Raw genomic sequence first — 11,803 nt, 5'->3', positions numbered from 1 at the left:
TCACCCAAGTTAGGTTCATGAGCGGGCTCCACGCGAGCGCCTCGCCTCGAAAATGCTCGCAAAGGTGAGAGAATACGAGCTATGGCAGATGATAAGCAGCGCACCTCCGGCACCCTGGTTATTGGTCTGGGGCGCTTCGGGTCGGCCGTGGCCACCACAATGGAGTCCCTCGGTCACGAGATTTTGGCTGTGGAGAAGAATCCGCGTCGCGTTCAGCAATTCACCGGGCGTTTCCCCCTGGTGGAGGCTGACGCCACAACGAATGAGGCCCTTGAGCAGTTGGGGGCTCGCGAGTTTTCTTCCGCTGTTGTGGGGGTGGGTTCCTCTCTGGAGGCTTCGGTGCTCATCACCGCTAACCTCGTGGAGCTGGAAGTGCCTAATATTTGGGCCAAGGCCACCTCGCGCGAGCACGGCCGCATCCTCAAGCGTATTGGTGCCCACCACGTTGTCTACCCTGAGTTTGACGCCGGTATCCGCGCCGCGCACCTGGTGTCGGGCCGCATGATCGACTACCTGAAGATGGACCGCTACGGCTTTGCTGTGATGAAGCTGCACCCACCCAAGGAGATTCAGGGTTTCACCATTGGCGAGTTGGATCTGCGCGGCCGCTACGGGGTGAATGTGTTGGGTGTGATCTCGCCTGATAAGCCTTTCGAGTATGCGAGCGCGCAGACGCGTATTAACCCTGAGGACGTCATTATTGTCTCGGGTGATACAAGCCTGCTGGAGCATTTCGCGGCCCGTCCTTGATCTTCGCCTGCGCGGTGTGCGCTCCTCACAGAAGGGCGTTCATTCAGATTCGGGGTGGAGTGTGTAGCGTGGTGGCATGGCTAAAGAGAAGGTGACCTACCGCTGTAGTGAGTGCGGGTGGTCCTCCCCGAAGTGGGTCGGGCAGTGTCGGGAGTGTCAGGCCTGGGGGACGATTGACGAGGCTGGCGCCGCCGCTCCCGGTTGTGTTGCGGCCGCTGCGCCTCGCTCCCCTGCCCTCCCCATCGGCCAGGTTGATGGGGAGCAGGCTCGGCGCCGTGCCACGGGGGTGAGCGAACTTGATCGCGTGCTCGGTGGGGGCATTGTGCCCGGCGCAGTGGTGCTGATGGCCGGTGAGCCCGGGGTCGGTAAATCTACGCTCTTACTTGATGTGGCCGCGAGGGCTGCCCGCCAGGCGCGCAGCAGTGACGGCTCGGCAGCAGGGCCGGTGCTCTACGTGACGGGCGAGGAATCCTCCGCTCAGGTCAAGGCCCGCGCCGAGCGTATTGGTGCGATCGACGATCACCTGCTCCTTGCCGACGACAACGACCTCGCCGTACTTCTCGGGCACGTGGAGGCGACCTCACCCTCCCTGCTCATCGTCGACTCTGTGCAGACCATCCAATCCACGCAGGTCGAGGGCGGCGCCGGCGGCGTGGCGCAGGTGCGCGCCGTCGCTGCGGGGCTTATCCGCGTCGCAAAAGAACGCAACCTTCCTGTGCTGCTGGTTGGCCATGTGACAAAGGATGGTGGCATTGCCGGGCCCCGCGTCCTTGAGCACCTGGTGGACGTCGTCTGCCAATTTGAGGGCGAGCGCCACGGGCGCTTGCGTCTGCTGCGCGCTGTGAAAAATCGCTACGGACCAACCGACGAGGTCGGCTGTTTTGAGCTAACCGATACGGGGATTCGCGGCTTGCCTGATCCTTCGGGCTTGTTCCTCTCTCAATCCTTGTCCTCCGTGCCGGGCTCATGCGTGACCGTCTCGATGGAGGGGCGTCGACCGATGCCCACCGAGGTCCAAGCCCTCGTCGCGGCGACCTCGTCGGGGTCTCCTAGGCGCACGACTTCAGGCGTGGATCATTCGCGTGTGGCGATGGTTCTGGCCGTCCTCCAGGCACGCCTGGGGGCTGACACTTCAACCCTGGACGTGTATGTGTCAACGGTGGGTGGGGCACGTACCAGTGAATCAGCCGTTGACCTAGCCACCGCCATCGCGGTTGTCTCTGCTGCGCGCAATCAGGCTACCGCCGCTGGCCTGGTCGTCATCGGGGAGGTCGGGTTGACCGGTGAAATCCGCTCCTGCCTGAGCGTTCAGCGCCGCCTCCAGGAAGCCGCGCGACTGGGGTTTACGAAGGCAATCGTGCCCGCTCAGGGGTCGGAGGATCTGCAAGCTGTCGATGGCCTGATGGTGTTGCCCGTGTCGGATCTCGCAACCGCTGTCCGGGTAGCCCTGCCGTAGAATTCTTATTGAGCGCTGATGAGGCTGCCATCCCAGCAGCCAGCGAACACGTCGATTGATTAAGGAACGCCGATGAGCTCAGATGCTTCCCGCATGAGGCGAGCCCTTCAAGCAGTTGCCCCCGGCACTGCCCTGCGTGAGGGCCTTGGCCGAATTCAGCGTTCACACACCGGCGCGCTCATAGTCTTGGGCTACAACGAAGAAGTCACCAGCCTGTGCTCGGGCGGCTTCGAACTTGACGTCCCTTTCACCGCCTCTCGGCTGCGCGAACTGTGCAAGATGGACGGCGCCGTCGTCATCGACCCTGAACATTGGCGGATCCGCCTGGCCAACGTCCAGCTCCTGCCGGACCCGTCCATCCCCACCACCGAATCCGGTATGCGCCATCGCACGGCCCAGCGCGTTGCCCGTCAGACCCGTCTGCCCGTACTGTCCCTTTCGGCCTCCATGCGCATGATCTCCATCTACGTTGGGGAGCTCCATCAGACGGTGGAAGAGCCTGAAGCGCTGCTGTCTCGCGCAAACCTGGCCGTCGATACCCTGGACCGCTACAGCCAGCGCCTTGACGAAGTCTTGCAATCGCTCACTGTCCTCGAAATGCGCGACTCTGCGACCATCCGTGACGTGGCAACCGTCATGCAGCGCATGGAGATGATTCGCCGCATCACCACTGAGATCAACGGATTCCTTGACGAGCTGGGCTCTGAGGGCCGTCTGCTCGCCCTGCAGATGGATGACCTTCTGCACGGCTCGGCCTCCCAACGCGCCCTTATTATGCGCGACTACATTCGCGACCAGGATTCCATTCCCACCGCTGAAACGCTTCTATCTGAGCTTTCCGGCGAGAAGCTTGTTGACCTCATGGCTGTGGCGAATGTGCTCTCCTTGGGGGTCTTTGACGTGGCTGACCTTGACCGCCTCGTCCAACCGCGAGGCTACCGCGCGCTGTCCCTCGTGCCGCGCCTGCCGTGGTCGGTCATTAAGGATATTGCCCAGCACTGGAATTCACTGTCTGACCTGCGTGAAGCCACCGTTGAGGAGCTTCAAGAGATTGAAGCGATTGGCCCCTACCGTGCCAAGCTCATTCGCGACAGCCTACTGCGCCAGCAGGAGATGGCAGACTCAGGCATCGTCGGCTGGTAAAACGCGTCCTTTCCGCTCGCTTTACTCGCGCCACAATCTGCCGCAGGCCAGCAGCGCGCAGCACCCCTGCCCCAATCCGCCACGGGTCGGCAGCACGCAGCACCCCTGCCCCAATCCGCCACGGGCCAGCGGCACGCAGCACCCCTGCCCCAATCCGCCACGGGCCAGCGGCACGCAGCGCTCGTGCCCATGAGCCCGTGCTTCGCGCGGCTCATATGCCCATCCGCGCCGCGAGCACTGCGTGCCGCCGGCCCTTGATGGATTCCATCCCATATGGAATCAAGCGACGTATTACGGCCCGACTTCGATGATGTGCTCGCTGCTGGTGTTGTGGTCCCCGTACATGACGCGCACCTTATAGGTACCCGGCTGGGCGAGATCCGTCGCACCATCACCATCACTGTCGATGGGTGAACAGCCCGCATAGCGGCGCCCATCCCACTTCAATTCTCCTGACCAAGAGGCTGTAGGAGAGAGCAACAAAGGAGAGCCAAGCCCGTCGGCCTCACACTGGCGTGAATCGTAATAGATCTCATCACCGCTGGTAATCATCAGCCCAAACATTCCCGCATCCGTTGAGCACGCCGTGTTCGCCTGCGTCGACACCTCAACGGAGGCAGTGAGGGCCTGACCGACATGGATACTCCCGGTGGTGGAATTGAGTGCCAGCATGTCAGGCGTACACTCCGGGATACGCACCGCATCATTGGGGTAGAGCACCCCATCAGCGGTCATCCGCGGCGAGTCACTGTCCTCAACGGCACCGGACTGCGCACCGCTTTGCGCCACGGCCTCGTCAGAATCAGAAAACACCCACGCCACCGCGTTGAACAGCGCCCAGAGGATAAGGCCGACAACAAGAAGCAAGCCCGTGCCCGTAATAATGCGGCGCGGCCACAGGTTCGCACGCCCCTTCCTACGACCCGCCTGCCGACGAACCCCCGACGGTGAGCCCGCCAAGGACGCCTGACGAGGCCGACCACGCCCACCCGCAGAGGCGGACGCTCCACTTCCAGAAGGTGCAACGCCCCGACGAGGACGCTCCCCCTGCGAAGAACCTGAAGGACGAGAAGAGTGTGGCATAGGAGGAACGCTAGCGCGCCCACGCCAATCCCGAGAGGCTACACGCCGCCAGCCAACGGAGTGTGACGTGTCGACGAACGCGCCCCGCTTCCACCCTGGGTGCCCTCAGGCTCATCAGAATCAATCTGGCACCAGCGCTCAACCACCACGCCAGAAACAGCCCACACCAGGGAACACAGGGCAGCAAATAGAGCCCACAGCAACGCCCCGCGTACACCCGGCGCTTCTGTCCACGGCAGGTAGGACAGGCATAAACCCAGCCAACACCCCACGAGGACGGCATTCACCCCAGCAGAAGCGCGTGCCAACAGAGCAATACGGAAAGCCCACAGGGGTGTCATGCGCGTCGTCTTCCCGTCGCGGAGACGACGGACGCCATTACCGGCAATGAGTAAGGCAACCGCCAAAGCCACCGAAGCTAGTGCCCCTAAAGGGCTGACCAGAAAGGGGCTAAATCCCAGCGAAAGCAGCACAAAATTCACTCCCGCCGTAAGCGCCATGCCCACTAGGCCATAGCCGATAAGCGGCAGTAGAGTCAGAGGCTTCATGGGTGCTGCGTATCCCGCTTCACCACCGGAATCATCCCGGTCGCTGTGGGGCGCATCGTCACACGGCTCACCATCCCTGTGCTCGTGGGAGCCTCAGCAACCGCCCCGGTCAACGTTCCCTCAGGCAAGTCTGGGGCCAATACCGAGGCGCGAGCAGCCGTTCCGTGGGCGTTGTCTGCCGAGTCATCAACAATCGTCACCTTCGCACGGGAGAAGTCCCACTGTGGCAGGGGGCGTTCCACTCCCTCAGCGTCAGCATGCGCGAAGCTCTCGGCCTGAGTGCGCGCACCGTCCTCAGGCAAAGGCGCATACTGCGCGGTCCTCTTCGGCAAGGGGGTACGGGCGGCTTCACGTTCAGCTGCGGCGCGCGCTGCGGCCGCGATCCGTTCAGCCTCAATGCGCGCTGCTTGAGCACGCACAGCCTCGGCACGTGCTGCCTCTTCGCGGATACGGGCGGCTTCTTGGGCTGCGAGCTCGCGTTGCTCCCGGGCGAGGCGCTCGCGTTCCAGAGCCTCCTGCTCTCGGCGTTCCGCCTCCACGCGCGCCTGACGCTGTCGCGCTTCCTCAGCGCGTTGAGCCTCGATGCGCTCCAGCTCGGCGCGGGCACGAGCCTCGTCAGCTGCATCGGCATCGGGCTGCGAGTGAGGCACGTTGGAGTGAGGAACCATCCGCGTGCTGTACGAACGCGACCCCCCTGCACTGTCAGAGGCACCATCGTAGCTTTGGATCGGCGCCCATTGCATCGGTCGGTGGCCGGGGTTTTCCTCCAGTACGACATCATCAACGAGGACCTGTTGGAAAGGTAACGGCTGGGCGATAGCCGGACCTGTAGAGACACGAGAAGAGCGAACAGGGGCCGCCTGTGCGGGAGTATCGGTCCGACGAGCGGGAGGAATGACCGGGGGCTGCGCCTCTTCCAGAGCCCCTTCGGGTGCCTTGTCGGGTGAGATAACGAAGTCCAGGCGGTGGGGATTATCCCTCACCGACGAGGCTTCCGCCGGGGCCTCGGGTGGGGTAGCTGCGGGAGCCGGACTCTGCGCAGCAGTAAGGCTTGACGCACGGGAGGGGCTTGACGCAGATTCAGCAGGGGAAACAGCTGGCGCGGGCACGCTCACCTGAGGCACGTCCTCGTCGGCAATGACGCTCCCACCAAGGTGCTCAGCCTGCGACTGTTCAGGCAGATCCTCGGGCTCAATAGGCGTCTGGGCCCAGGAGTTCCACACCTTATGCCACAGCAGGTCGGCACCGTGATCAGGCTGCAAGGATGCCTTCGAACTCGGGTCAAGACGATCCAGGCGGCTCAGCGCTAAGGGCTCTGCAACCTCGGGAACAGCAATGGGTGGAATGACCAGCGGCCGAGCGGGATCGGCCATGCCAGGGATCGCTGCCATGCCTGCGGCCTCGGACGAGTTCGACTGCTCAGCGGGGAAGCTGTCAGCTTCGGGGACTGTGCGTCCGGCTGCCACCAGGGCATCGGATTCATCCTGGATCCCTTCAGGGGATTCCAACCAGTCATCAACGGCATCGACAATGCCATCCAGATCGGCTGTCTGGCTGAGCAATTCATCAACGGAACCGAAACCGGGCAGTGTCGCCTCGGGATCAACAAGAAGCCAGGGAGCGAGGACGAATGCCCTCAGATGCGCGCGAGGGTGAGGGATAGTCAGCGTCGCGTCGCTGACAGTGAGGTGCCCCATCGTAATGATGTCGATATCGATCCGACGCGGCCCCCAGTGTTCGTGACGTTCACGCCCAAGGGCTGCCTCAATGCCAGCGGTGTGAGCGAGGAGTTCGTGGGGGGTTAGCGTGGTGCTCCCCAGAATGACGGCGTTCCAGTGGTCATCCTGGGCGGCCTGACCGGGCGCAAGCACGGCGTGTGTCCGCAGCAACGGGGAAACGTCATGGATTTGAATCTGCGCAATATCAATGAGGTGTGAGACCGCTGCGGCCAGGGTGACGGGCACGTCACCAACATTGCCTCCCAGCGCCAGGACGAAGCTGTGCGGCTGCGCTTCCTCAGCACGGAGAGCGTGCTCCTGCGAGAAATGCGTTACCGAGGACTGCGCGGCAGGGGCATTCGCGACAGGAGCCTGCGCGGCCGTGACGTTACGTGGCGTTTCTGCGAGGAGGGAGGGCGAGCCTCGTCGGGCCCACCAAAACTCACGAGGGGTTCGTCCGCCTCGGGCGCAACCTTCCCGTCAACGACCGTAATATCGCGGATACGCAAGATCGTTCCGGGCGTATGCCCGCGGCGCACGGTGATGGCCACATCCGTGAACTCCTGCTCCAGAGGAGCCTTGGGCTTGTGGACGGTCACCTCAACGCCTTCAACGCGGGGGTTGGCAAGCAGAACATCGGAGATGCGCTGAGCGAGGGTTTCAATGAGATGAGCGGGAGGGCCTTCAACGACGCCAACGACATCATTAGCAACATCCGCGTAAGAGACGGTGTCAGCAATGTCATCACTGGTAATGGCATCCGTCGTATCGACCCATAGAGCAATATCGATAACAAAAGGCTGCGGGGCAGCGTGCTCGAATTCAAACACTCCATGGATGCCTTCGGCAGTCAGCCCTCGGAGGGTGATGATGTCAAGCTTGGCGCTCACTGGCTTAACCTCACTTCCCGGTCATGTCGAGGTCTGGACTGTCGAGGTTTCGACCATGAAGATCTGCGCCTGCGATGTCTCGGAGTGCTCGAATATTGGCTTCAATATTGTGAACCCGGACGGCCCACGCCCCCTGTCGGGCGAGCATCCGAGTAACGTCTGCGGTCAGGGCATCTGTGTCGCCCCCGCGTGCCGCAAGGAAGCGTTTGCGTGATGCTCCAACGAGCACAGGATACCCTAGCCCCCTGAAGGCTTCGACTGAGTCAACAATAGTCCAACATTGTTCATTAGTGAGGGAAAAGCCGAGGCCGGGGTCAATAATGATCCGCTCAGGACTCACGCCCGCCGCCACAGCATCCTCGACCTGACCAGCAATACGCTCACACAAGGTCGCGACGAGGTCATCCCCGTAGTCAAAATGCTCCCCCGGCGTACCCGGCAGCGCACGGAAATGCTGCACGACGTACGCACACTCCGTCTCCGCCACAGCCCGATTCATCTCAGGATCCAAGCGGCCACCAGAGACATCATTGATGATGCTTGCCCCCGCCTCAGCGGCACGCCGAGCAGTGTCAGCGTGGATCGTATCCACCGACACAACGAAACCCGCCCCAGACAGAGCGTCAACCACCTGGCCGATGCGGGACCATTCCTCCTCAGAAGTGATCCGAGGCGACCCAGGACGAGTCGATTCCCCACCGACATCAATAATGTCGGCCCCCTGCTGGCGCATCTGCTCGGCGTGAGCAAGCGCCGCCTCAGGCCTCACCCACAAGCCCCCATCCGAGAAAGAATCGGGGGTCATATTGAGGATGCCCATCACCAACGTCCGCCCTTCTGGCAACACCCGCCCCGCAGGGAGCCTCGGGTGAGAACGCACAAGCGCCGAGGCAGGCAGATCGGCCGCCTCGCCTTGAGCGGTGGTGGAAGCAGGGGACAGGGAATTCACCGAGGCCCGCCCATCACCAATGCCATCATTTCGGCGCGGGTAGCGGGGTGGGCCATAATGCCCCGCAGTGCCGAAGTCACCGTGGAGGCACCGGGCTTACGGATGCCACGCATGGTCATGCACATGTGCTCAGCCTCCATAACGACAATGGTGCCCTGGGGAGCCAGCACCTCATGCAAAGCATCAGCGATTTGCGAAGTCAAACGCTCTTGGACCTGGGGGCGCCGGGCGTAGCCCTCCACAACGCGAGCCAACTTCGACAGGCCCGTCACGCGGCCATTGGAGGGAATATACCCCACATGCGCACGCCCGTAGAAGGGAAGCAGGTGGTGCTCGCACACGGAATGGAACTCAATATCGCGCACGAGGACCAGCTCATCCGTACCAGTTTCAAAAGTGGTCCGCAGGTGCTCGCGAGGGTCCTCATTCATCCCCGACAGGAGCTCCTTCCAGGCCCGCCCCATACGTGCCGGAGTGTCCTGGATACCCTCACGAGTCGGATCTTCACCGACGGCAACAAGCAGATCCTTCACTGCCGCGACAACGGCTTCTTCGTTATACATCAGGCCCTGTGCCCCTCAGTCGTATTCGTTCCATCGACGGCTGCACCCTCGCCCGCACTCACCTGAGGCGTCAGGTCCAAAGCCGGACCGGTCGCAGGCGTATCACTCACGCCCACAGGATTGCCCATCACAGCGCCGGGAATGGCGGCGTCCACACCGTAGTTCCACACGGGGCGTTCATCCTGCTTGACGATGTCGGTGAAGATCTCAGCCAGCTGCGCCTCGTCCAGGGTCTCCTCTTCAAGGAGGCGCTCTGCCAAGGTGTCGAGAACAGCGCGGTTGCGGGTAAGGATCTCCCAGGCTTCACGCACGGCGTTATCCATGAGGGTACGCACTTCAGCATCGACCACAGCTGCGGTCTCACCCGAGTAGCCCGGCCCCTGGGCATGCCCGCCCCCACTGTGAGAGAAAGGCTCCGTGTCCGAACCGCCCAGCTTCACAGTGCCGATACGTTCGGACATGCCATACTCAACCACCATGGCACGCGCAGTCTGCGTAGCCTTTTGAATGTCGTTCGCAGCGCCACTGGAGGGGTCACGGAAGACGAGTTCTTCAGCGACGCGACCACCCATGGCGTACACCAGATCGTCAAGCATCTGGTTACGGGTCTTGGAGTAGCGGTCCTCGGTGGGCATCACCATCGTGTAGCCCAAGGCCCGGCCTCGAGGCAGGATCGTCACCTTCGTCACCGGATCGGTGTAGCGCAGGGCCGCAGCACACAGAGCATGGCCGCCCTCGTGGTAGGCGGTCACAGCCTTATCGTGGTCGTTCATCACGCGAGTACGCTTTTGCGGGCCGGCGATGACACGGTCAATGGCCTCGTCAATGGCGCGGTCGTCAATGAGGTCCGCATTCGAGCGCGCAGTGAGCAGCGCAGCCTCGTTGAGGACATTCGCCAGATCCGCACCCGTGAAACCAGGGGTACGCTTGGCGATCTGACGCAGGTCAACGTCCTCGGTCAAGGGCTTGCCGGTGGCGTGGACCTTGAGGATAGCCTCACGACCCTTCAGGTCAGGGGCATCCACCGCGATCTGGCGGTCGAAACGACCCGGGCGCAAAAGTGCGGGGTCAAGGATGTCAGGGCGGTTTGTGGCCGCAATGAGGATGACATTAGCGCGGTCATCGAAACCATCAAGCTCCACCAAGAGCTGGTTGAGGGTCTGCTCGCGCTCGTCATTACCGCCGCCAATACCGGAACCGCGGTGGCGGCCAACGGCGTCAATCTCATCAATAAACACAATGGCAGGAGCGTTCTTCTTCGCACGCACGAAGAGGTCGCGCACACGGGAAGCACCCACACCGACATAGAGTTCGAGGAATTCCGAACCCGAGATCGAGAAGAACGGCACCTGAGCCTCGCCGGCCACAGCCTTGGCCAGCAGGGTCTTGCCCGTGCCGGGAGGGCCGTAGAGCAGCACGCCGCGCGGGATCTTCGCTCCGACCTTACGGAACTTCTCCGGGCTAGCCAAGAATTCGCGGATTTCCTCGAGCTCTTCAACGGCCTCGTCCTCGCCAGCAACATCAGCGAAGGTGACATCGGGACGTTCCTGGTTGAACTCCTTTGCTTGAGACTGGGTGAAACCACCCAGCATCTTGCCCCCGCTCATCCGCGAGTTGAGGAACCAGAAGGCCAAGCCCATAACCAGCAGCAGAGGCAGCACCATCTGCACCATGGCCATCAGCGCCGAAGTGCGCGGGTAAAGAGCATTCCAACCCTTCGCCGGCTCTGCCTTCTGGGCTGCGGCAATAATGTCCTTGGCCTGAACATCAGCATAGGTGAAGACAATGGAGGTGCCCAGGTTACGTGTGGGGTCCCCCAGGCCGGTGGTCTTATGCTCCCAGTCCTTCGTCAAGGTGAGGTTGACCTGCTGAGTGACGTCATTAATGACGACACGCTCAACGGTGTCACCCTTGAGGATTTCTAGACCTTCCGAGGTATCAACCTCCTGCGGCTGGAAAATCTGCCACAGGTACCATCCCGCCATCATCAAAATCAGCAGCGGAATGAGAATAAATGCGAGATTGATCCGCTTCTTTTTCGTGCGCTCTGCCACGAGAATCCTTTGTTCTTTACTTAGCCGCCGTAGACGTGAGGAGCCAGAGTGCCCACAAAAGGCAGGTGGCGATAACGTTCGGCGTAGTCGAGTCCATAACCAATGACGAACTCATTGGGAATATCAAAACCAACGTAGGACACATCCACATCGACCTTCGCCGCATCAGGCTTACGCAACATGGTGGCGATCCGAACCGATGCTGCACCGCGGTTTTCCAGGTTGGTGCGCAGCCACGACAGGGTCAGACCCGAGTCGATAATGTCTTCAACGATAAGGACATGCCTACCGTGGACATCATTGTCGAGGTCTTTAAGGATGCGGACAACACCCGAAGACTTGGTGCCCGACCCGTAAGAGGAGACAGCCATCCAGTCCATCTGGAGCGGAGTATGGATCTTGCGCGAAAGATCAGCCATCACCATGACGGCGCCGCGCAAAACACCCACGAGGAGAATGTCCTTGCCTTCGTAATCGCGGTCGATTTCAGCTGCCATTTCATCAAGGCGAGCATGGATTTGTTCCTCGGTGAACAAGATGTCCTTGAGGTCGCTTCCCATATCTTTCGCGTCCACTCCAGGCCCTTCCGTCGGTTAGCGTGGTGAGCAGGTGAATTCCTGCACCTTTAAGCGTGCCATATTTCCCCGTG

General features: G+C 61.8%; 11 protein-coding genes. 3 read left to right on the top strand and 8 right to left on the bottom strand.

What is annotated here, in order from left to right; translation table 11 throughout:
* The first annotated feature begins 81 nt into the window (after window positions 1–81).
* From HWX48_RS05200 to disA, 3 genes are all read left to right on the top strand, one after another.
* Window positions 82–750, top strand: a complete 669-nt coding sequence (locus HWX48_RS05200; RefSeq protein ID WP_175955293.1) for a TrkA family potassium uptake protein — start codon at window positions 82–84, stop codon at window positions 748–750.
* A gap of 76 nt (window positions 751–826) precedes the next feature.
* A complete protein-coding gene (gene radA, locus HWX48_RS05195; protein WP_175955291.1) occupies window positions 827–2,206 on the top strand; it encodes a DNA repair protein RadA in 1,380 nt (459 codons plus the stop codon).
* 72 nt (window positions 2,207–2,278) lie between these two features.
* Window positions 2,279–3,349, top strand: coding sequence for a DNA integrity scanning diadenylate cyclase DisA (gene disA / locus HWX48_RS05190; RefSeq protein ID WP_124868385.1), 1,071 nt, complete (start codon window positions 2,279–2,281; stop codon window positions 3,347–3,349).
* Window positions 3,350–3,640: 291 nt separating this feature from the next.
* Here the strand turns inward: disA and HWX48_RS05185 are convergent, their stop codons facing one another.
* From HWX48_RS05185 to hpt, 8 genes are all read right to left on the bottom strand, one after another.
* Window positions 3,641–4,432: a hypothetical protein gene (locus HWX48_RS05185; protein WP_175955289.1), complete on the bottom strand. Its 792-nt coding sequence runs from the start codon at window positions 4,430–4,432 to the stop codon at window positions 3,641–3,643.
* Between the two features lie 38 nt (window positions 4,433–4,470).
* Complete coding sequence (locus HWX48_RS05180; RefSeq protein WP_175955288.1) at window positions 4,471–4,980, bottom strand: DUF3180 domain-containing protein; 510 nt, start codon at window positions 4,978–4,980, stop codon at window positions 4,471–4,473.
* Window positions 4,977–6,965 (bottom strand): 2-amino-4-hydroxy-6-hydroxymethyldihydropteridine diphosphokinase, encoded by a 1,989-nt coding sequence (gene folK / locus HWX48_RS05175; protein ID WP_303048071.1) that lies wholly within the window; start codon window positions 6,963–6,965, stop codon window positions 4,977–4,979. The genes HWX48_RS05180 and folK overlap by 4 nt, the downstream gene beginning before the upstream one ends.
* Before the next feature lie 65 nt (window positions 6,966–7,030).
* A complete protein-coding gene (gene folB, locus HWX48_RS05170) occupies window positions 7,031–7,588 on the bottom strand; it encodes a dihydroneopterin aldolase (RefSeq protein ID WP_175955284.1) in 558 nt (185 codons plus the stop codon).
* Window positions 7,589–7,598: 10 nt separating this feature from the next.
* Window positions 7,599–8,408, bottom strand: a complete 810-nt coding sequence (folP, locus tag HWX48_RS05165; protein WP_175955669.1) for a dihydropteroate synthase — start codon at window positions 8,406–8,408, stop codon at window positions 7,599–7,601.
* A 125-nt stretch (window positions 8,409–8,533) separates the two neighbouring features.
* Window positions 8,534–9,100 carry a GTP cyclohydrolase I FolE gene (gene folE, locus HWX48_RS05160; protein ID WP_175955282.1) on the bottom strand — a complete coding sequence of 189 codons (567 nt, stop codon included), beginning with the start codon at window positions 9,098–9,100 and terminating at the stop codon, window positions 8,534–8,536.
* The gene (ftsH, locus tag HWX48_RS05155; protein ID WP_175955280.1) at window positions 9,100–11,154 is read right to left on the bottom strand and encodes an ATP-dependent zinc metalloprotease FtsH; all 2,055 of its coding nucleotides are present in this window, start codon (window positions 11,152–11,154) and stop codon (window positions 9,100–9,102) included. The genes folE and ftsH overlap by 1 nt, the downstream gene beginning before the upstream one ends.
* 20 nt (window positions 11,155–11,174) lie before the next feature.
* Window positions 11,175–11,729 (bottom strand): hypoxanthine phosphoribosyltransferase, encoded by a 555-nt coding sequence (gene hpt, locus HWX48_RS05150; protein WP_175955278.1) that lies wholly within the window; start codon window positions 11,727–11,729, stop codon window positions 11,175–11,177.
* Window positions 11,730–11,803: the final 74 nt, after the last annotated feature.

This window comes from Schaalia sp. Marseille-Q2122, assembly GCF_903645355.1.
Lineage (GTDB): Bacteria > Actinomycetota > Actinomycetes > Actinomycetales > Actinomycetaceae > Pauljensenia.
Note: the sequence above shows the minus strand (reverse complement) of the source record. Positions and strands in the feature narration are given on the sequence as shown.